The 21,771-nt window shown below is 41.4% G+C and carries 17 protein-coding genes; 4 read left to right on the top strand and 13 right to left on the bottom strand.

Features of this window, described 5'->3' with window-relative positions; genetic code table 11:
• Window positions 1-337 precede the first annotated feature (337 nt).
• Window positions 338-2,053 (top strand): C4-dicarboxylic acid transporter DauA, encoded by a 1,716-nt coding sequence (gene dauA / locus V2H77_RS04025; protein WP_341497774.1) that lies wholly within the window; start codon window positions 338-340, stop codon window positions 2,051-2,053.
• 105 nt (window positions 2,054-2,158) lie between these two features.
• Here the strand turns inward: dauA and kdsA are convergent, their stop codons facing one another.
• Genes kdsA through hemA form a run of 5 tightly spaced genes read right to left on the bottom strand, consistent with a single transcriptional unit; the run spans window position 2,159 to window position 7,074 of the window.
• Window positions 2,159-3,013: a 3-deoxy-8-phosphooctulonate synthase gene (gene kdsA, locus V2H77_RS04020; RefSeq protein ID WP_341497773.1), complete on the bottom strand. Its 855-nt coding sequence runs from the start codon at window positions 3,011-3,013 to the stop codon at window positions 2,159-2,161.
• 43 nt (window positions 3,014-3,056) lie between these two features.
• Window positions 3,057-3,866, bottom strand: a complete 810-nt coding sequence (gene sirB1 / locus V2H77_RS04015; RefSeq protein WP_341497772.1) for an invasion regulator SirB1 — start codon at window positions 3,864-3,866, stop codon at window positions 3,057-3,059.
• Window positions 3,850-4,698 (bottom strand): peptide chain release factor N(5)-glutamine methyltransferase, encoded by an 849-nt coding sequence (gene prmC / locus V2H77_RS04010; protein WP_341497771.1) that lies wholly within the window; start codon window positions 4,696-4,698, stop codon window positions 3,850-3,852. Before prmC ends, sirB1 begins: the two co-directional genes overlap by 17 nt.
• Entirely contained in the window at window positions 4,698-5,780 is a 1,083-nt protein-coding gene (gene prfA, locus V2H77_RS04005; protein ID WP_132344869.1) for a peptide chain release factor 1, read from the bottom strand. Before prfA ends, prmC begins: the two co-directional genes overlap by 1 nt.
• Window positions 5,781-5,811: 31 nt before the next feature.
• A complete protein-coding gene (hemA, locus tag V2H77_RS04000) occupies window positions 5,812-7,074 on the bottom strand; it encodes a glutamyl-tRNA reductase (RefSeq protein ID WP_341497770.1) in 1,263 nt (420 codons plus the stop codon).
• A 251-nt stretch (window positions 7,075-7,325) separates the two neighbouring features.
• On the opposite strand from hemA, the gene lolB reads away from it, so the two are divergent.
• The 3 genes from lolB (at window position 7,326) to prs (ending at window position 9,835) form a co-directional block, all read left to right on the top strand.
• The gene (lolB, locus tag V2H77_RS03995) at window positions 7,326-7,949 is read left to right on the top strand and encodes a lipoprotein insertase outer membrane protein LolB (protein WP_341497769.1); all 624 of its coding nucleotides are present in this window, start codon (window positions 7,326-7,328) and stop codon (window positions 7,947-7,949) included.
• Window positions 7,949-8,824, top strand: a complete 876-nt coding sequence (ispE, locus tag V2H77_RS03990) for a 4-(cytidine 5'-diphospho)-2-C-methyl-D-erythritol kinase (RefSeq protein ID WP_341497768.1) — start codon at window positions 7,949-7,951, stop codon at window positions 8,822-8,824. Before lolB ends, ispE begins: the two co-directional genes overlap by 1 nt.
• Before the next feature lie 63 nt (window positions 8,825-8,887).
• On the top strand, window positions 8,888-9,835 hold the full coding sequence (gene prs / locus V2H77_RS03985; protein ID WP_265380497.1) for a ribose-phosphate diphosphokinase: 948 nt from the start codon (window positions 8,888-8,890) through the stop codon (window positions 9,833-9,835).
• 131 nt (window positions 9,836-9,966) lie between these two features.
• Here prs and ychH read toward each other — a convergent pair whose 3' ends face one another.
• The 8 genes from ychH to V2H77_RS03945 all read right to left on the bottom strand — a co-directional run.
• Window positions 9,967-10,242 (bottom strand): stress-induced protein YchH, encoded by a 276-nt coding sequence (gene ychH / locus V2H77_RS03980; protein WP_049581826.1) that lies wholly within the window; start codon window positions 10,240-10,242, stop codon window positions 9,967-9,969.
• Between the two features lie 463 nt (window positions 10,243-10,705).
• A complete protein-coding gene (locus V2H77_RS03975; RefSeq protein ID WP_341497767.1) occupies window positions 10,706-11,665 on the bottom strand; it encodes an Ig-like domain-containing protein in 960 nt (319 codons plus the stop codon).
• Window positions 11,666-11,778: 113 nt separating this feature from the next.
• Window positions 11,779-13,104, bottom strand: coding sequence for a hypothetical protein (locus V2H77_RS03970; protein WP_341497766.1), 1,326 nt, complete (start codon window positions 13,102-13,104; stop codon window positions 11,779-11,781).
• Entirely contained in the window at window positions 13,101-13,787 is a 687-nt protein-coding gene (locus V2H77_RS03965; protein WP_341497765.1) for a hypothetical protein, read from the bottom strand. The genes V2H77_RS03970 and V2H77_RS03965 overlap by 4 nt, the downstream gene beginning before the upstream one ends.
• A gap of 174 nt (window positions 13,788-13,961) precedes the next feature.
• On the bottom strand, window positions 13,962-15,464 hold the full coding sequence (locus V2H77_RS03960) for a hypothetical protein (protein WP_341497764.1): 1,503 nt from the start codon (window positions 15,462-15,464) through the stop codon (window positions 13,962-13,964).
• 447 nt (window positions 15,465-15,911) lie between these two features.
• Window positions 15,912-17,411: a hypothetical protein gene (locus V2H77_RS03955; RefSeq protein WP_341497763.1), complete on the bottom strand. Its 1,500-nt coding sequence runs from the start codon at window positions 17,409-17,411 to the stop codon at window positions 15,912-15,914.
• 444 nt (window positions 17,412-17,855) lie between these two features.
• Window positions 17,856-19,361 carry a hypothetical protein gene (locus tag V2H77_RS03950; protein ID WP_265380491.1) on the bottom strand — a complete coding sequence of 502 codons (1,506 nt, stop codon included), beginning with the start codon at window positions 19,359-19,361 and terminating at the stop codon, window positions 17,856-17,858.
• 693 nt (window positions 19,362-20,054) lie between these two features.
• A partial coding sequence (locus V2H77_RS03945) for an Ig-like domain-containing protein (protein WP_341497762.1) occupies window positions 20,055-21,771 on the bottom strand: 1,717 nt, incomplete at its 5' end.

Below are 21,771 nucleotides of genomic sequence, written 5' to 3'. Positions count from 1 at the left end.
GAAAGATGACGGGTATAAATATGAAATTTTATAATTAATATAATAAACAGATGAATTCAAATTTAACAATATTAATCAGATTTTTTATGCAATTAATTCAATAATATTCAGCTATAAGAATAGATAATTAATAAAATCGATTTCAGCCTATTTTCTAAGGATAAGAACGCTATTCTCCCTTTTACTTTTTACTTTTCTGCCGTTAAGCTATTAACATTAAGTTTGATCTATAACGCTATCGTTTTGAACTAAAAGCACTATTTTTGTAGTTTGGTCTTGCAATTCGGCTGTAACAACCTTATTGCTTTTTCCCTCTATATTTTTGGTTTATGCACAGATGAAAACTCGTAGAATGAACGGCATACGGCCGTTTAGTGCTGTAATTGATGCTTGTTGGAAAGAAGCCTACTCTTTTGCTCGTTTAACTAAAGATATTATTGCCGGTATTACTGTCGGTATTATCGCCATTCCACTCGCTATGGCGCTAGCAATCGGGAGTGGCGTCGCGCCGCAATATGGGCTTTACACCGCCGCTATCGCCGGGATAGTAATCGCGATAACCGGCGGCTCGCGCTATAGTGTTTCCGGCCCTACCGCCGCTTTCGTTGTCATTCTTTATCCGGTCTCTCAACAATTTGGTCTGAGCGGTTTGCTCATTGCAACCTTAATGTCAGGCATTATTTTGCTGGTGATGGGATTAGCCCGCGTTGGTAAATTGATCGAGTATATTCCTCTCCCCGTAACACTCGGTTTTACTTCCGGGATCGCAATAACTATTGCAACCATGCAAGTAAAAGATTTTTTTGGCCTGCAATTGGAACATATGCCAGAGAATTATATCAATAAGGTTGCAGCGCTATTTCATGCACTGCCAACACTGCATTTGAGTGATACTCTGATTGGTCTAACAACGCTTGCCATTCTGATCTATTGGCCCAAGCTTGGGCTGAAATTACCCGGGCATCTTCCCGCTCTCATTGCAGGAACTGCTGTAATGGGGATCATGAACTTATTCGATCAACATGTTGCTACCATTGGCTCTGAATTCAGTTATATATTGAACGATGGTACCCAAGGGCAAGGCATTCCCCCCATCCTGCCGCAATTTGTTTTACCGTGGCATTTACCCGATACGGGTTTTCATCAGGTTGATATAAATTGGACAACAGTTTCAGCCCTATTACCCGCCGCCTTTTCAATGGCAATGTTAGGCGCTATTGAATCACTACTTTGTGCTGTGGTTTTGGATGGGATGACCGGTAAGAAGCATCACTCAAACAGTGAATTGATTGGCCAAGGATTGGGAAATATTGTCGTGCCATTCTTCGGTGGTATTACCGCTACCGCCGCCATCGCCCGTTCAGCCGCCAATATTAGAGCCGGCGCAACATCACCGGTTTCAGCCATTGTTCACTCTCTGCTCGTGTTATTAACTTTACTGGCATTGGCGCCCATGCTCTCCTATCTTCCTCTGGCCGCTATGTCCGCTTTGTTGCTCATGGTCGCCTGGAATATGAGCGAAATACATAAAGTTATCGACCTAATGCGCCGTGCGCCAAAGGATGACATTATCGTACTGGTGCTTTGTATGTCGCTCACCGTACTGTTTGATATGGTTATCGCCATTACGATTGGTATCGTATTAGCTTCACTGCTATTTATGCGTCGAATAGCTAATATGACTCGCATCAGTCAATTGCCACAAACAAATGTTGATAAAGGACTGCTGGTTGTCCGTATCAATGGCCCGCTATTCTTTGCCGCCGCTGAACGCATTTTCACGGAATTAAAACAAGAAAGCGCCAGTTATCAGACGATCCTCATGCAATGGGATGCAGTTCCTGTACTGGATGCAGGTGGGTTGCACGCTTTCCAACGCTTTATTGATGAAGTGGGTAAGGATAAATATATTGCTGTTTGTGATATTCCCTTTCAGCCGTTAAAAACACTGGCCCGGGCCAGAATCCAATTGGTCGAAAATCACCTTAGCTTCCATGCGACATTGCCACGAGCAATGGAAGAGTTGAATTTCAATAGCAAAATGGATAACTGAAATTGCCAAACAAAAGTTTAATGACTCTTGTTGCAAAAATAATGGCGCTGTAAACCAGCGCCAAATTTCTTCATTAATTTGATGTCACAACATCAGAAAGCCGCTTTACTTACTGGTATCCAGTTGAGGGAAACTTTTCACCACATCATCAATCGCCTTCATCTGGCTCAAGAATGGCTCAAGTTTCGCCAACGGCAATGCTGATGGACCATCACACCTCGCATTCGCAGGATCAGGATGCGCTTCAAGGAACAGGCCAGCAATACCGACGGCCATTCCCGCACGCGCCAGTTCAGCAACCTGAGCACGACGACCGCCAGACGCAGCGCCAAATGGATCGCGACATTGCAGTGAATGGGTGACGTCAAAAATTACCGGGTGCCCCCCCGTTGCCTGGGCCATAACATTGAAGCCCAGCATATCCACCACCAAATTGTCATAACCAAAGTTGCTGCCACGGTCACACAAGATCACCTGATCGTTGCCGCCTTCTTTGAATTTTTCCACAATATTCCCCATCTGCCCTGGGCTGATAAATTGGGGTTTTTTAATGTTAATCACCGCGCCAGTACGCGCCATCGCCTCAACCAAATCAGTTTGACGCGCCAGAAATGCCGGCAGTTGGATGACATCAACCACTTCCGCCACCGGTTGCGCCTGTGCCGGCTCATGCACGTCAGTGATGATTTTCACACCGAAAGTTTGTTTCAGTTCCTGAAAAATCTTCATTCCCTCTTCCAGACCTGGGCCACGATAAGAGTGAATTGATGATCGGTTTGCTTTATCAAAGGAGGCTTTGAAAACATAAGGAATGCCCAATTTTTGTGTCACTGTCACATAGTGCTCACAAATACTCATGGCCAAATCCCGTGACTCAAGAACATTCATACCACCAAAGAGAACAAACGGCAGATCATTAGCGACCTTGATATCACCAACATGAACCACTTTCTGTTGCATACTTATACCTTCCGTTAGGGGCCAATAAATTAATGAGATAAAATCAGTGTAAAACGATGCATTGCTGCTTAATGTCGTGTATCTGCATCCTGATCATTTCCGCCACCGGGTCCTCCGGGCAGTGCTCCACAAAATAATTTAAATCAGAAACCGCAATATGATTACAATCCAGTTCCGCATAAATCAGCCCCCTATCACGTATTTCATAGGGGTTATCGGGATCAAACATCAGCACCGCTTCACTCGTCTTCAGCGCCAGTTCCATTTGTCCTTCATCCATTAATGCGACTTTTATCGTATCCAGCATTTTACGTATAATGCTGGCGTTATCGGCTCCTTGCAAATCATCGGCTGCTAATTCCGCTGTCTGGCTAATATTACCTTTAAGCCATACATCAAGCACACGTTCACTTAGCGCTTCGCCATTGATTGGATTAATAAACTTCACCGTGTTATCTGGATAATCAACACGTAAAATCAACTGCGTCGGAAAAATAACCGGCATAAACGGCAGTTCTAAAGCCTGAGCAATATGAATAAGAATTGCTCCTAAAACAACAGAAGAACCTCGGCGAGTTCGCAGTACTTTATCAAGCCATAATGTGTCTGACAGACAATAAACACCACTGGCGCCGCCGAATTTCCAGCTTTGATAAAACAGCCTCAGTAATTTTTCCAGTCGTTCTTCTATATTTAGCTGCGGAGATATTTCACCTCTGGCTTCATCAATCAATGCCTGAAGCTGCATTTCCACTAAATATTGAGGAAAATCAGAACGAAGGGTTCTGGAAACTAATAGGATACCGCTACTTAAAGATGCGTTATTAAATTCATAATCAGCTATGGCTTTCATCACTTTTCCACTGACCCAGTGTTATTCGCTCATTACCGCCATAATCCTGAAAAGTAGCCACCTGCCGATAACCACTCTCAGAAAACAGGCTTCTTACAACATTTCCCTGTTTCCAACCATGTTCCAATAACAACCATCCACCAGGCAACAAAAAATGGCGAGATAGATCAATAATGGTATTCAGATCAGCAATTCCCTGTTTTGCCGCAATTAATGCACTATCTGGCTCAAACCGAACATCGCCCTGAGATAGATGTGGATCGGTTTCATCTATGTAAGGAGGATTACTGACAATCATACCAAACTGTTGATTATCCAACGAAGAGAACCAATCGCTTAATAAAAAATCCACATTTTGTATTTTGAGTTTTTCAGCATTGCTCTGCGCCAACATGACCGCATCAGGATTGATGTCAACCCCGGTAATCCGGCAATCTGGGCGTTCACTGGCGATTGCCAGCGCAATTGCGCCGGTTCCCGTTCCCAAATCCAGAATGCGGCAAGGCGCCAACGATAGCCGTTCAAGCGCCTTTTCTACCAGGCATTCCGTGTCAGGGCGCGGGATTAACGTAGCGGGAGAGACATTTAATGGCAACGACCAGAATTCACGCTCACCCGTGATGTAGGCAATAGGTTCACCTTTTACCCGACGAGCAAGTAAAACCTCAAGCTGGCTGAACTGCTCCGAAGCTAGCTGCGTTTCACCGAATGCCAGTATGTAAGTCCGGGAACGGCGAGTGACAAACCCCAACAAAATTTCTGCATCTCGTTTAGGGCTGTCGCTTGCCGATAACTGTATTGCGGCTTGTTTAAGCCAAGATTGATAATCCATCAATCCTGCTCTGACAAAGCCGATAATAGATCAGCCTGATATTCATTAACGATCGGCTGAACAAGCATATCCAATTTGCCTTCCATCACTTCATCAAGGCGGTATAACGTTAAGTTAATACGGTGATCCGTCACTCGTCCTTGTGGAAAATTGTAAGTACGGTTGCGATCCGAACGGTCGCCGGAGCCTAATAAGTTACGACGTTCAGAAGCCTCGGCCTCCTGGCGCTTACGAACTTCCGCGGCATGAATACGCGCGGCCAATACGGACATCGCTTTCGCTTTGTTTTTATGCTGAGAACGCTCATCCTGACACTCAACCACAATACCAGTTGGAATATGAGTGATACGGATAGCGGAATCCGTGGTATTGACGTGCTGACCGCCCGCCCCAGACGAACGAAAGGTATCAATCCGCAAATCACTTGGGCTGATATCGGTCAACTCGGCTTCCGGGACCTCCGGCAAAACCGCAACGGTACAAGCAGAAGTATGAATACGCCCTTGCGATTCGGTTTCCGGCACCCGCTGGACACGATGACCGCCCGATTCAAATTTTAAATGACCATAAACCTGCTCGCCGGAAACTTTAGCAATAATTTCCTTATAACCACCATGCTCGCCATCGTTAGCACTGATAACTTCGACTTTCCAACGACGGGATTCAGCATAACGGCTGTACATACGAAACAGATCCCCGGCGAAAATAGCCGCTTCATCACCACCGGTTCCCGCGCGTACTTCAAGAAAACAGTTACGCTCATCATCAGGATCTTTCGGCAACAACAACAATTGTAGTTGCTGCTCTAACTCTTCATTGCGGACCTTAGCGTCTCTGATCTCTTCCTGTGCCATCTCCCGCATTTCAGGGTCATCAAGCATTATTTCGGCTGCTTTAAGATCATCCTGAACAACACGCCAGGACTTAAAACAGTTCGTCACATCAGTCAGTTGAGCATATTCCCGTGACAAAGCACGGAAACGTTCCTGATCAGCAATCACATCGGCATCACCGAGATGAGCCAAAACTTCCTCGTGACGTTCTTGCAATGCTTCCAATTTAGCAACAATAGAAGGCTTCATTCTTGGTTTCAGACCCTATTCCGAGATATGGTTAATTATGTTCCAGCCCCAAGCTGTCACGTAATAAATTAAGGCGCTCCAGATCGCCATTGCTGGCTGCTTGCTGGAGTGATTTGGTAGGAGCATGTATCAGACGGTTCACCAATTGATGAGTCAATTGATTAACGGCCTGTTCTACGTCAGCTCCCTGATTGATAGCAGTCAGTGCCTTAGCTGTCATTTCAGACCGCACCTGTTCTGCCTGATTACGGTACTCACGGATTGAATTTACTGCGCCCTGCGCACGCAGCCAGTCCATAAAATAACGGCTTTCCTGCTGAACAATACATTCAGCCTGAACCGCCGCCGCTTTGCGTTGCGCAAGATTCTGCTGAATAATTGCTTGTAAATCGTCAACACTGTAGAGATAGACGTTATCCAGCCTTTCTATGTCAGGCTCTATATCACGGGGAACCGCAATGTCAACGAGCAACATCGGTTGGTTACGGCGTAACTTTAATGCACGTTCAACCATCCCTTTACCAATAATAGGCAAAGGACTGGCAGTCGAGCTGATAACAATATCAGCTTCTGCTAAACGTGTGTCAATTTCAGGCAAGGCGATCACCTCCGCCTGAACTTCATCAGCCAACATCTGCGCCTTCTCTTTCGTCCTGTTAGCAATCATCATATGGCGTACGCGATGCTCTTTCAAATGACGAGCAGCCAGTTCAATCGTTTCTCCGGCGCCTACCAGCAAAATATTCAGTTCAGAAAGTGATTCGAAAATCTGCCGCGCCAAAGTACAAGCGGCAAATGCAACGGAAATCGCATTTGAACCGATCTCTGTTTCAGTCCTAACACGCTTGGCGACAGAAAACGATTTCTGAAACAGTCGCTCCAGTTCACTCGATAAAGAATGGTTGTGCTGCGACTCGGCAAATGCTTTTTTCACCTGCCCAAGAATCTGAGGTTCGCCAAGCACCAACGAATCCAGCCCACTCGCCACTCTCATTAAATGGCTGACAGCTTCATTACCACAGTGCCAGTAAATACTGGATTTTAGATCTCTGGGATTTAGCTGATGGTATCCACATAACCAGTCAATTAACTGCTCATACAGATTATCTTGCTGTTCTACGCTGAGATAAAGCTCGGTACGATTACACGTTGACAATACAACCCCACCTTTCACCAGAGGATGCTGGAGGAGGTTATCAAGCGCTTCCCCAATCGTGCCTGGAGAAAAAGTCACCCGTTCACGCAAGGATACAGGAGCCGTTTTATGGTTAATACCAAGTGCTAACAAAGTCATATCAACTTCATTGAGTTATCAGCAGAGAGACACTGTTCATCGTAAAAAATTCTATACTGATGAAATCATCACCCTTAATAAGGACTCTTATAAACTGTGCATTCTACTTGATACCTCAGATCAATAAAAGACAATCAGCGGTGTCTGATATCATTATTCAGAACATTTTTTTGAAATTTAACTGGATTAATACTTCATTCTTCATTATTAAGTGACGTAAAAGTTTTCACGTTATTAAACAGAGATTGCCGATGAAACCAATACAGAGATTATCACTATTCCGTCTATTGCCACTCTCTTGCGTACTGTTGACCGCTTGTACATTAACGCAACCTAGCGGAACAGGTTCGGCAGATTCTCCCCAATGGCTGACACATATCCAACAGCTACAGCAATTAAATCAATATCAAACCCGTGGATCTTTTGCCTATCTGTCTAATGAGAAAAAAGTTTATGCCCGCTTTTTCTGGCAACAATATCATCCTGAACGCTACCGTTTATTACTGACCAATCCGCTAGGCAGTACGGAATTAGAACTGCTCGTTCAGCCAGACATGACGCAATTAACCGATAGCCAGGGTAAAAAATATTTCAGTGATAATCCTGAAAAAATAATTTATCAGCTCGCCAATATGGATATTCCATTAGATAATCTGCGGCATTGGATAACCGGTCTCCCCGGTGATGCCAAAAACTTTAAACTGGATGCTAACCATCTATTGAAAACCGTCACTTACCAGCAACATGGCGCGACATGGCAGGTTAATTATCAATCCTACGATACCTCAACAACTCCCGCTCTCCCCAACCGTCTGGAGTTGATTCAAGGTGATCGTCGCATCAAACTGAAAATGGATAATTGGACCACAAAATAATGACATTAACCTGGCCTTCACCGGCAAAACTTAACCTGTTTCTTTATATCACCGGTCGTCGCGCCGACGGTTACCACCAGTTGCAAACGCTATTTCAATTTCTTAATTATGGTGATGAAATTACCATTACCCCGCGTCAGGATAATGAAATCCGTTTACTGACGCCGGTAGCGGGGGTGGAACACGATAACAACCTGATCGTTCGCGCCGCACGTCTGTTGCAATCCTACAGCAACAAACACCATGCGGGGATCGCTCATAAAGGGGCTGATATTCATATCAACAAACGTCTGCCAATGGGCGGTGGATTAGGCGGAGGTTCATCCAATGCCGCTACCGTACTCATTGCCCTGAATTATCACTGGCAAACCGGTTTCACAGACGAAACATTGGCAACCCTAGGCGTGAGTCTTGGCGCTGATGTGCCGGTTTTTGTCAAAGGACACGCCGCATTTGCAGAAGGTATCGGTGAAATTCTGCACATGGCCGAGCCGGAAGAAAAGTGGTATCTGGTTGCGCATCCCGGTGTTGAAATCTCAACTCTGCGCGTCTTCACAGATCCGAAATTAAAACGTGATACGCCAATTCGCCCTCTGGCCGCATTATTAAAGGCTCCGCACGTAAATGATTGTGAATCTCTTGTAAGAAAACGTTTTCGTGAGGTTGAACAGCTTCTTTCATGGCTGCTAGAATACGCGCCGTCACGCCTGACCGGAACCGGTGCCTGTGTATTCAGCGAGTTTGAATCAGAAGCATCGGCCCGTAAGGTGTTAAATCAAGCCCCTGAGTGGTTGCAGGGTTTTGTTGCGCGTGGCGTTAACAATTCACCTTTGCACAGTTTTCGCTCTGGGATACCCGTGTTATTGAGCCAATGAATAAATATTGTTATTTGCATTGGTCAACAATATCTCTCTGGACGCAAGCCTGAGGTCTTTCTCGTGCCCGATATGAAGCTTTTTGCTGGTAACGCTATTCCGGAACTAGCACAACGTGTTGCCAACCGCCTGTACACCAACCTTGGAGACGCGGCTGTCGGCCGTTTCAGCGACGGTGAAGTCAGCGTGCAAGTTAACGAAAATGTACGCGGCGGCGATATTTTCATCATCCAGTCTACTTGTGCGCCGACTAACGACAACCTAATGGAATTAGTCGTTATGGTTGATGCGCTGCGTCGTGCTTCCGCAGGACGTATTACCGCAGTAATCCCTTATTTCGGTTATGCTCGTCAGGACCGTCGAGTCCGTTCAGCCCGTGTACCAATTACCGCCAAAGTTGTGGCAGATTTCCTGTCCAGCGTCGGTGTAGACCGCGTACTGACCGTTGACCTGCATGCTGAGCAGATCCAAGGGTTCTTCGATGTTCCGGTTGATAACGTATTTGGCAGCCCAATTCTGCTGGAAGATATGTTACAGAAAGGATTGGAAAACCCTATCGTTGTTTCCCCGGATATTGGCGGGGTTGTCCGCGCTCGCGCTATCGCTAAGCTGCTGAACGATACCGATATGGCCATCATCGACAAACGTCGCCCACGCGCTAACGTTTCTCAAGTGATGCATATTATCGGTGATGTCGCTGGCCGCGATTGCGTGCTGGTCGATGACATGATCGATACCGGCGGCACTTTATGCAAAGCGGCTGAAGCATTGAAAGAACGCGGAGCAAAACGTGTATTCGCCTATGCTACTCACCCGATTTTCTCCGGCAACGCGGTAGACAACATTAAAAACTCGGTGATTGATGAAGTGGTTGTCTGTGACACCATCCCATTATCTGCTGAGATCAAGGCGCTCAATAAAGTTCGTACTCTTACTTTGTCCGGTATGTTAGCTGAAGCGATCCGGCGTATCAGTAATGAAGAGTCAATTTCTGCAATGTTTGAGCACTAATAAATAAGTTGTACTCATAATATTGCTATCTAAGAAAAAACCCGTTGCACAAGAGATTCAACGGGTTTTTTTGCTTATTTGGAATAATAATACTTTTCCATTAGCACAAACTACGACTAACTCTACTTTTGTTATGGATACCGATGATCGCCACGACGATAACGTTCATCATAGTTTCTTAACCACCAGTAACGATCTGCCACACCTTCCCGGCCTCCCACACCAGCACCAGCCAACCAAACAAGCGCGCCAATAAAAACGCCCAATAGCGCTGCTTCAGATAAAAACTCAGGCCAGCCAAAACCGAAGATGTGAGGCAGTAATGTATAACCCAGGCTACTCACTATGGTGAACATACCGACACCCATTAACACATTACCGACTATGAAAGCACTTTGACGTTTCATATATTACCTCCAACACTCTTCGTGAATACACACTCTCCGTGAATACTAAGAACCGAAAATTCAACAAGTAACGTTAATTGACTCTATATAACTATAAGGTCTATTTATAGTATAGCCCTATTTCACAAAAGGTCATTGCGGACGCGATCACAACTCGCGATCACAATTAAAGGAGATTTAATAACAATGCCCTAATTATTTTAAGAAATAACATGAGAAAATAATAAGTTAAGTCACCTGAACTTCTATTAAAGAGACGTTCAGGTTTTTAACTAAATATTGATATATAACAATGATAGTTGTGAAACTCCATCCAGGTTATATATTTTCAAACAATGATTCCTACCGAGATAATAAAAATCATCTTATTTTCACACGACATGATAACGGTTAAAAAACAGGGGATTTGTCTAATTTTTCAATGAGTAATCATGCAATTAGTATCCCCCAAAATATCCAGCGCCTAATATAGATCTGGGATTAATTTTATCCACGTTTGACTATATATCCGTCCATCAATACAACTTACACGAACCAATGAAGATTGATTCATGAGAGGTACATGATGATGAGGATAACACTCTAGAGTAGCAACTCTAAAGCTAAAATGGCCATTTTTATCGGTAGTCATATATTGGTCTTGACTACTCAATAACACAGAAGCTCCCATAGATACATCTATGTCTACATTAGGTTCACCTATGCCATTCTTATATAAATATCCAGCTATAATACCGTTTGAGAATGAAGACAACTCAACCGGAGATTCTGTGATCTCTAACCGATATGGATTATCCGTGAAACACATAGCTACAGCCTTTTCAATATCTCCCGCTTGCGCCATTAGCGTTACTTTACCAGCACTATTAGATTGTATTAACGCCGTTATCTTACCCTCTTTATCTGTCATCCCCGACGATGGAACTACTGTTGCCCCATTATCTGCATAAAAGGTTATTTTTTGGTTTTTAACTCCATTACCCAACCGATCATACATCGTTGCAACTACCTTATTCTCATCGGTACTATTAATCCATGCATTATTTTCTTTTAATTTAAGATTAAGCGCTGCCACCGATTGAACAGCAGAAGTAAACTCGACCTGAAGAGGAGGGGCTTCTATTTGAGTATCATCTTCCAAGCAAGCATACACATTCCCTTGACACGGAGTTGCATCAGTAGAGATTATTTCAACTGATACCTTACCCAGCACTCCCGTACCTTTTATAATTCTACGATCATTATTCTCTTTAAATACCATAGATTTATTATCTAACGTTAAAACTACATTCATCCCATGCAATAAATAGCCATCTTGAATTACGCTTACACCGACATATATCGGTTTATCCGCAATTTCCGTTTTTTCATTTAATATCCAATTTAATGTTTTAGCCTCTTTTGATGCTTGTTCGTCATTCATTTCATTCTCCTAATTTATCACCATCATGTATATTTATACATGTTATCATCGAGTTAAAGCTAAAAAATAATTTCAACTCGACAATATCATGCTAATTAACAATATTCCTTACATTAAATAGAAGGAAAATGTTTAAAATTAATAGAAAATTGAATCGACTTATTAACATCGGGTAAACTTATTATCACATTATTTTTCTCTGCTTTGGTATTAGTGATATGGAAAGTTGTACAACCATCCTTACTAATTGCAACCTGCAACTCTCTTTCATTATCACCATAACCTGAAATTATCGCGGAGCCATCAGTACGAACAAGTAATCTTTTACCGAAATAAACAGTACGATCCACAATCACATAACCACTACAAACACTCACGCCATCAGCAGGGACTTCAGAGGTAAATGAATAAGCTTCGATAATACCTCCTCCATCTCTCCACTCGCTAAATATTGCCTGACCTACGCCCGGTGTTACAGACCCGTCCTCCGCAGAAACAGTACAGCGAAAACTACCCGTTTCCTCAGATTGCCAATGGAAATAAGCCAACCCGAAACTATTGGGGGCAAATTGATATTTTGTACCATCCCCTTCAACAATACTTCCTGATTCAACATTCGCCAATAACCTCTTTCCTGGCGGCCCATAAACCGCAACCAAATTTTTCGGTTTTATTCTGGGATATTCATTAGATACCATCGGCGCACCTTCACTAATTGACATAATGACAGATGACATATCCGTTAGCGACAATATCACTGAACCTGGCGCAGAACTAGTCTTACCAACCTCATAATAGCCGGTTCCCACGCCTTCTTGACCCAAACAAAGCACGTATTCCATCGGCACCACTAAAGAAATATAACCCTGCTTAACATCCTGATCACTGACTGTTATGGGTTGTGCATCCCAAGCCGCCCTCGCAATTAGCTCATAGTTAAAATTATGTCCTTGCCAATGGAATATAACGCTATCGCCTTTCCGCATCTGCCGATAACTGATATGCACATTTAACCCACGATGTTGTACAAGAGATGAATAGTGAATAACGCCAGATGTTGAATCTGGATAAATTGATGGTAATAATTTTATCGATGGAGAATTAATAACCTTAATAACAGTCGGTTCAGAGAAATCTTCATTCTCGAAATCATCAGCTGATGTATAAGTCACATTATAACAACCATCAGGTATTTCAGAGAATGGAATAGTTACAGTAAAAAAATCAAGATTAATATTCTGAACATAATAAGGACGAGAAAAAATTCCCCCAACATTTACCACTATCACATCCCCGATTCTTAGCCACTCATGATAGGGTACTTTGATAATTAAATCTTGGTTCTGTTGAACAGAAACATCAATCAAACCATCATTATCTGCTTGCGGTAATTTTGGAGCCGATAAAGCAATAAGCTCATTGTCGTTATTGATAATCATATTTCACCTCCCATTGGAATCGGTCTGAACGATAAAGCAAGATCGACTTTATCCCCTGAATCTGAATCAGGCGCTGTTAGCCAAACATTAACTCTACTTACTGTGTTGCTAGTCACATTCACTGTCGCACTACCATCCTCCTTTAATGGAATATCTGCCCAGTCTTTATTATAACCATCGATGAGTGCATTATTATTCACTCTTATCCGGATTTTATTAATATCATCATTATTTTCACGATCAATAAAAAGATATATCGAGCAAGGCGTCTTCCCATCTGCCGGAGCACCTGTAGTATAATTATAGGCGGTAAATACTATAGCCTCATCAGACTGACGATAATTACCAAAAATAAGCGGAAAAGATATTACCTTATTGATATCCTCTTGTGGGGAAATCATCAAAACAGCCGAAAACTCTTCGCTATTTTCAATATTTTTATGTTCAAACGGAGAACGAACATAAAAATGCCCTTTTCCAGCATCGTCCAATGTTAATATGATCTGATCTACATCAACGTTATCATCTACAATAGAAGCGCCGATAGATGTCGTAGCATAGAATTTATGTCCAGGTAGACCATAGATAGTCACAATATTTTGGGGATTAAGATTAGGATAATTGGTTAAATCACTTTTTGCCGCATTTTCTGTGATAATCACACTTGATATGCCGTTATTCATACTATCACCATTAACTCCATGATTTATTAATTGAAAATAAAACGATAACGCTTAATAAAATATTATAGTTACGCAATAAAGAAATCGCCAGTTTACAAATAATAAATATGCCCGGAAAAATGGAAAATACTTACGCATTTTCCAATAAGCAAATAAAAGCTCAATCAGTTAAATTTATTGTCCAGGGGGAACCGTATCAATGCGTCCAAACCAAATCTTGGAGTTCTTTATACTTGCACTATAAGTGACATAAACTAATCCTGGTCCATCATCATATGAGTCCACACCGGTAAAAGGTGCCTGACCAAGCAGAATAATAGCCTCTCCTGCCGCCACTTCGTCGGCAGTTACCGTATGAGGCTCAAGAGAATAAATTTTTGAAGATGAACTATGATTGACGACACCATTAACGTAAATACGCACATTGATAACACTATCTACATCTATTCCATTTTTTTTACCCACAGCAATACGAGCATCCAGCCCTCCCCCTAAAATTTTTACAAGATTGATCTTACCTCGCTGTTTAAGTTCTTCCTGATCTTTATGAGTGAAAATTCTAGGTGCCGCTAATGTACGCCTAATCTCTGGTGGTTGATTCGGTACTGACTTCGTTAAATAAAAATAGAGGGAAGATGATATAGTTATGTTTCCCATTGTATCAGCCACATAATAGTATAATTCATTATCGCCAATATTTGGGATACTAGCATATGGAACTGAAATAAATGGTATATCCAACTGATTCAGATCAGTAATGACAGTAGATGTACTTTGTATTTCATCATTATCTTCTCTGATCATTAAGAAAATTCTATCTTTCGGTTTAGCACCTTCATAAAATGGAATACTCACATGAAAACCCGTGCTACTATTTCCTACTGATGGTGTTAATCTATCGCCATCTAACTCTTTAATATCTGGCATCACAAGGGTTGGAGCAATATCTTCTGTGATAAACAGAATATTTGACGAAGATTTCCTTGAAAACCCCTGCAATTCAGTAAACATACTAACTGTATAGCTCCCCTTCTCCTCATTACTAGGGAACACCTTTAAAGCAACAAAACCTCTATTATTCGTATTAATATAGTATTTGTTGTTATCTAGTTCTTGAATAAAAGGAAATATTTCTTCCGTAAGTTGCCCTCTCTCATAACCAAAAATACGCACTCTCCTATCAGTTACTAGGGGAATTTGAAAATAAGGTAACGGATCATCTGTTTTACTCAGAGCATATAAATGAACGAGGAGGCTGCCATTAAATTCAGAAGGTCGTTCATCATCTTCTGCCGGAGAAAAATCTTTTATCAACGAATCGCCAATAATGATAGGTTCAAACGCTGCATGTGAAAAAACATTTTTACCAATAGAATGAAATGCTATCTCTAATTTAGCATCAGGGTCCGTAGCCTTATCCATTGAAAATGTTATGGTGAAATCACCAGCACCAGAATTGGCAGTAACAACAAATTTTGCAGTGCAGGTATTATTTTTGACATCCCTTGAAATACGATGAGTCTCATCAAAACTGACATCTTTCTGTTCACTGTACACTATATCCGTCGTTTCCGTGACTTTATGAACCTCATCACCTGAATAAGTTACAGCAACGAGAACTGGGCACTCTTCTAAAACCGTTATTCCTGAAACGATATCTGCTGTAAGTATCGACATATTAAACCTCATATTAAAGTTAAACACCAATAAGTAAAAAGCACCTGATTTTCTATCAAGATAATGCATTTACACAGCGATGCTTATTATCTATTACCTCCTGCCTACTTCTCTCATAAATAAATTACTATAACCACTACTGTATGGCGATAAATCCACCGCTCGCAGCATAGGCTTTATATCCAAGCATACCCTATATAGTCACCATATTTTATGGTCAAAATCAGGATAATTGTTAAATCACTTTTCGCCATGCTTGCCATTATTCATACTGTCACCATTAGTTCCATGATTCCTTAGTTGAAAATAAAATAACAACGCTTAATTAAATATTATAGCTCGGTAATAAAGAAACCGCCAGTTCACCAATAAGAAACATGTCCGGGAAAATGGAAAATGCTTACGCATTTTCCATTAAACAGGTAAAAGCTCAATCAGTTAAATTTATTATCCTACTGGAACAGTATTAATGTCCCCACTCCAAATCTCCGACTCCTTCGTGTCTACACTGTAAGTGATATAAACTGAGCCTGGAGTACCATCACAATACGAACCTACCTGAGTAAAAGGTGCCAGGCCAAGCGGAATAATAGCTTCTCCAGCCGCCATCTCGTCGGCAGTTACCGTATGAGGATCAAGAGAATAAAGCCGTGAGGATGGGTTATTATTTACAATACCATTAACGTAAATACGTACATTAATAACATTATCCACATCTATTCCATTGTTTTGACCCACAGCGATATGGGCATTCAATCCTCCTTCTAAAATATTTTCAAGATTGATCCTACCTGACTGTTCAAACTCCAATTGCTGTTTATGAATAAAAATTCTGGGTACTGCTAATGTCCGATTAACCTCTGGCGGTTCATTCGGTACTGACTCTGTTAAATTAAAATAGAGAGCAGATGACATAGTGATATTTCCCACTACATCAGACACATAATAACACAACTCATTATCACCAATACTTGGAACGCTGGCATATGGAACTAAAATAAATGGATTATCCAACTGATTCAGATCAGTAACGACAGCAGACGCACTTAGCGTTTCGTTATTATCTTCTCTAATTATTAAAAAAACCCTATCTCTCGGTTTAGCGCCTTTATAAAACGGAATACTCACATGAAAACCTGTGCTACTATCTCCTACTGATGGCGTTAATCTATTTCCATCCAGCTCTTCAATGTCTGGCGCAGGAAGCGTTGGAGCAATGTCTTCTATAATAAACAGAATATTTGATGAAGCGTTCTTTAAAAAACCCGGCAATTCTGTGAACATATCAACAGTATAATTACCATCCTCTTCCTTACGAGGGAAAACCCTTAAAGCAACAAAACCGTTTTCATCCGTATTAATATAGTATTTATTCTTGTAATTTATAACAAGAGGCAATATTTCTTCCGTAACGTTTTCTCCATCATACCCAAAAATACGTACTAAATTATCAGTTACCAGAGGAATTTGAAAATAGGGTAACGGCTCATTTGTTTTACTCAACGCATAGATATGAATAAGCAGGCTGCCATTAAATTCAGAAGGCCGTTCATCATCTGCTGCCGGCGATAAGTCTTTTATCAACGAGTCGCCAATAATGATAGGTTCAAACGCTGCATGTGAAAAACCATTTCTATCAATAGGATGAAACACAACCTCTAATTCAGCATCGGGGTCCGTAGCCTTATCCATTGAAAATGCTATAGTGAAATCACCAACGTCAGAATTGGCAGTAACAATAAATTTTGCAGTACAAGTATTATTCTCGACATCTCTTGAAATACGAGGGGTATTATCAAAACGAATATTTTCTGGATGACTGTACACTATGTCAGTCGTTTCCGTTACTTTATGTATATCATCACCAGAATAAGTCACAGTAATGACAACTGGACACTCTTCTAAAACCGTTATTCCTGAAACTATATCTGTTGTAAATATCGACATATTAAACCTCATATTAAAGTTAAACACCAATCAGTAACAAACACTTAATTTTCTGTCAAAATAATGCGTTTATACAACGATGCTTACTCTCTATTCCCTCCTTTCTGTTTATCACACAAATAAATTTTTTAGCTATTAATGCAATAGCAATAAATCCACTACTCATAACATAAGCTTTATATCCAAGTATATCCTATATAGTCATAATATATCTTGGATTAAAATTAGGATAATTGTTAAATCACTTTTTGCCACATTGACCATTATTCATACTCCACCATTAATTCCGTGATTCATTGTTTGAAAATAAAATGACAACGCTTAATGAAATATTATAGCTCGGTAATAAAGAAATCGCCAGTTCACCAATAAGAAATATGTTCGGAAAAATGGAAAATGCATGAGCATTTTCCAACAAACAGTTAAAAGCTCAATCAGTTAAATTTATTTCCTAGGTGGAACAGTATCAATATGTCCAAACCAAATCTTAGATTCATTTTGGCCTACGCTGTAAGTGATATAAACCGAGCCTGGCGTACCATCAAAATGCGAGTCTACATTCATAAAGGGTGCCATACCAAGCAGAATAATAGCCTCTCCTACCGCCGCTTCGTCGGCAGTTACCGTATGAGGTTCAATAGAATAAATTTTCGAAGATGGCTCCTCATTGATAATACCATTAACGTAAATACGTACATTAATAACACTGTTTACCTCTATCCCACTGTTTTTACCCACATCAATATGGGCATCCAACCCTCCACCTAAAATATATTTAAGACTAATCTTACCTGGCCAGCTAAATTCCTCCTGTCGTTTATGATTAAAAATTCTAGGTCTCGCTAATATACGTTTAATCTCTGGTGGTATATTTGGTACTGACTTTGTCAAATCAAAATAGAGGGCGGATGATATAGTTATGTTTCCTATTACATCAGCTACGTAATAATATAACCCATTATTGCCAATATTTGGAACACTAGCATATGGCACTAGAATAGATGGTATATCCAACTGACTCAGATCAGTAATGACAGCAGACATGCTTTGCGTTTCATTATTACCTTCTTTGATCATTAAAAAAATTCTATCTTTCAGTTTAACACCTTCATAGAACGGGATACTTACATGAAAACCTGTACTGCTATTTCCTACTGATGGCGTTAACCTATCACCATTCAATTCTTCAATATCTGGCTTCACAAGCGTTGGAGCAACGTCTTCTGTAATAAACAGAATATTTGATGAAGATTTTTTTGAAAAACCCTGCAAATCGGTGAACATATTAACTGCATAGTTCCCCCCCTCCTCCTGACTGGGAAAAACCTTTAAGGCAACAAAACCTTCATTATTCGTATTAATATAGTATTTGTTGTTATCCAGTTCTTGAATAAAAGGAAATATTTCTTCCGTAAGTCGATCGCCATCATACCCAAAAATACGTACTAAATTATCAATTACCAGAGGAATTTGAAAATAGGGTAACGGATCATTTGTTTTACTCAGCGCATATAGATTAACGAGGAGGCTACCATTAAGTCCAGAAGGTTGCTCATTATCTGCTGCCGGAGATAAGTCTTTTATCAACGAATCGCCAATAATGATAGGTTCAAACGCTGCATATGAAAAACCATTTTTATCAATAGAATGACATGCAATTTCCAATTTAGCATCGGGGTCCGTCGCCTGATCCATTGAAAATGTTATGGTGAAATCACCGGCGCCAGAAGTAGCAGTAACAACAAATTTCGCAGTACAGGTATTTTTCTCAACATCTCTCGAAATACGAGGGATATCATCAAAACTGGTATTTTTCGGGTTATCGTGCACTATGTCAGTCGAATCCGTTACTTTGTGAGTATCATCGCCTGAATAAGTCACAGTGATAACAACCGGGCACTCTTCTAAAACCGTTACTCCTGAAACTATATCTGCTGTAAATGTTGACATATTAAACCTCATATTAAAGTTAAACACCAATCAGTAACAAACACTTAATTTTCTATCAAAATAATGCGTTTATACAACGATGCTTACTCTCTATTACCTCCTGCCTGTTTGTCATATAAATAAACCATTTACTCTAGTCATTACTGTAATAGCAATCTATTCTTTATCCAAAAGGTATTATAAAATGGGATACAGTGTTTCCTCCGCATATTCAGAAAACTAAGCCAGAAACCATCAGCATATGAGTCCACATATGAAAAAAGCGCCTGACTAAGCTAATAACACTTACTCCAACCTCCACATATTCCTTGGTAAATGTATAAGGATCAATAGTAATAACTACTGAATCTAACTCCTCTCCCATACATTGATTTTCCCTCTCGGTCCAAGTGCTAAATGATCTTTGTGAGTAAAAATTCTAGCTACAGCTAATGTACGAGCAACCTGTCGCGGCTCATTAGGGGCTGAATCTGTTAAAATAACAAGAAGATAACATGGCTACGTTTTCACTATAATTCACAGTAATGGCAACTGAGCACGCTTCTAAAACCGTTATTCCCGAAACTATATCTGCTGTAAGTGTCTACATATTAAATCTCATATTAAAATTAAACACCAATAAGTGATAAACACCTAATTTCCTATCAAAATAACGTTCTTCTACAATAATGCTTACTACCTATTATTCCCTCCCTATTCTTCACATAAAACTACATAAGCCAATGAATAAGGCAATGCATTTCGAACGTTGTTATCCAAAAAATGAGCCTGAATACTTGTCTCATTTTTTTGTAGCCCTCCCATTCTTACTCCGTTAGCATTTAACCCCCTCCGTGGATCTCCTAATAAACCCTTCTCAATAAGATTTAAATTTAAATTATTAACCAGATAATCAATTGATTCACCAAGATCACTCTCTTGTATCCTATTTCCTCTTGTACAACGAGGTAAAGGTTTACTATTGTCAATACGATCCCCCGAGAAAACTATACCAATCCCCGGCCCTCCCGGGCTAGAGTCAATAATTACAAAGTGGTCAATTTTCACATCGGGAATAATATATTTTAAATACCGACCAGATATTGGGTGTGTAAACGTCGCAGTTAATGTAACTGTTCCTGTTTTTTTAACTTGAAAATATGCTCCATTCACATCAATTATGTTCCTATTACTTGAGTCATATACTCCAGTATAACCAGCTATAGTTAATTTTCCAGGCAAATACTCGGGGACAAACTGCATTTTTGTCCAAGCAAAATTCATTCTTTCTTTTGGAACCAAAGGCCCGTATCCTTTTCCATCCACAGGGTCATAATCCAATATAAAGAAGCCAGTAACATCCTGCTCATTAGCCTTAATTTCTACCGTTTTATTCTTAGAGCCAACAGATGAATCATTCACTTTGGCCGTTACCATAACAGCAACAAACCCGCCACTTTTACTATATATCTGATATTGCGCTTTCCCATCAGCATCTGTTTTACCATCACCCACTACCTGAGTAACCAAGTTTTTATCAGTAATAGCAATTCCCTTACTATTTGTTGCACTCCAAACCACCGTAACACCGCTTTTCGCCTGCCCGGAAAAATCTTTTACCGTGGCAGTAAAGGTGTAAGTATGCCCCTCGCCTTCTCCTTCTGTTACGTGATCTGGACTAACAGTCAGAGAAGCAAGCTCATCAGGACTGATAAAACTGATTTTTTTATCCACCTTCACCGGCGTCTGCTGAGTAGCCGTTTTGGCAGACACTTGTACATCAATCGCTACCACTGTACTGCTTAACGTCGCGGTGACCTGCCCCTGCGCATTACTCACCGAATTGTTCTGCTTCGTCAGTTTTAGCCCGTCTACCGTTGGATCTGTCTGCCACTCAATCTCGATCGGTTTATCCGCTACCGGTTTGTCATACGCATCCACCACCGTCGCCGTGAAGGTATAAGTATCGGTACCGTTATCATAGAGCGGGCCTTCTTTGTCCACCGTCACGCGGGTAACTCGATAACTGGTACTCAGCTCCATAAAACTGACTTTTCTATCCGCATTCACCGCCGTTTGCTGGCTGGTCGTCTTCGCCGATACCCGCACACTCTTCACCGCCGCCGTGCTGGTTAAGGTCGCGGTGACCTGCCCCTGCGCGTTACTCACCGGGCTGCTCTGTTTCGTCAGGGTTAACCCGGCCTCCGTTGGCTCTGTCTGCCACTCAATCTCGATCGGTTTATCCGCTACCGGTTTGTCATACGCATCCACCACCATCGCCGTGAAGGTATAAGTATCGGTACCGTTATCATAGAGCGGACCTTCTTTGTCCACCGTCACGCGGGTGGGTCGGTTGCTGGTGGTGTGGTGGGTGGGGGTGTGTGGGGTGTCGGGGGTGTCGGGGGGGTGGTGGGGGGGGGTGTGCGGGGTT

The organism is Photorhabdus sp. P32 (genome assembly GCF_038085095.1).
Classification (GTDB): Bacteria; Pseudomonadota; Gammaproteobacteria; order Enterobacterales; family Enterobacteriaceae; genus Photorhabdus; species Photorhabdus luminescens.
Note: the sequence above shows the minus strand (reverse complement) of the source record. Positions and strands in the feature narration are given on the sequence as shown.

Coding starts and splice junctions, on each gene's coding strand:
- prmC (WP_341497771.1), bottom strand. CDS start 4,698: ATGGATTATCAATCTTGGCTTAAACAAGCCGCAATACAGTTATCGGCA.
- V2H77_RS03950 (WP_265380491.1), bottom strand. CDS start 19,361: ATGTCAACATTTACAGCAGATATAGTTTCAGGAGTAACGGTTTTAGAA.
- kdsA (WP_341497773.1), bottom strand. CDS start 3,013: ATGCAACAGAAAGTGGTTCATGTTGGTGATATCAAGGTCGCTAATGAT.
- V2H77_RS03975 (WP_341497767.1), bottom strand. CDS start 11,665: ATGAATGACGAACAAGCATCAAAAGAGGCTAAAACATTAAATTGGATA.
- lolB (WP_341497769.1), top strand. CDS start 7,326: ATGAAACCAATACAGAGATTATCACTATTCCGTCTATTGCCACTCTCT.
- V2H77_RS03960 (WP_341497764.1), bottom strand. CDS start 15,464: ATGTCGATACTTACAGCAGATATCGTTTCAGGAATAACGGTTTTAGAA.
- ychH (WP_049581826.1), bottom strand. CDS start 10,242: ATGAAACGTCAAAGTGCTTTCATAGTCGGTAATGTGTTAATGGGTGTC.
- sirB1 (WP_341497772.1), bottom strand. CDS start 3,866: ATGAAAGCCATAGCTGATTATGAATTTAATAACGCATCTTTAAGTAGC.
- hemA (WP_341497770.1), bottom strand. CDS start 7,074: ATGACTTTGTTAGCACTTGGTATTAACCATAAAACGGCTCCTGTATCC.
- V2H77_RS03965 (WP_341497765.1), bottom strand. CDS start 13,787: ATGAATAACGGCATATCAAGTGTGATTATCACAGAAAATGCGGCAAAA.
- ispE (WP_341497768.1), top strand. CDS start 7,949: ATGACATTAACCTGGCCTTCACCGGCAAAACTTAACCTGTTTCTTTAT.
- V2H77_RS03955 (WP_341497763.1), bottom strand. CDS start 17,411: ATGTCGATATTTACAACAGATATAGTTTCAGGAATAACGGTTTTAGAA.
- prfA (WP_132344869.1), bottom strand. CDS start 5,780: ATGAAGCCTTCTATTGTTGCTAAATTGGAAGCATTGCAAGAACGTCAC.
- dauA (WP_341497774.1), top strand. CDS start 338: ATGAAAACTCGTAGAATGAACGGCATACGGCCGTTTAGTGCTGTAATT.
- V2H77_RS03970 (WP_341497766.1), bottom strand. CDS start 13,104: ATGATTATCAATAACGACAATGAGCTTATTGCTTTATCGGCTCCAAAA.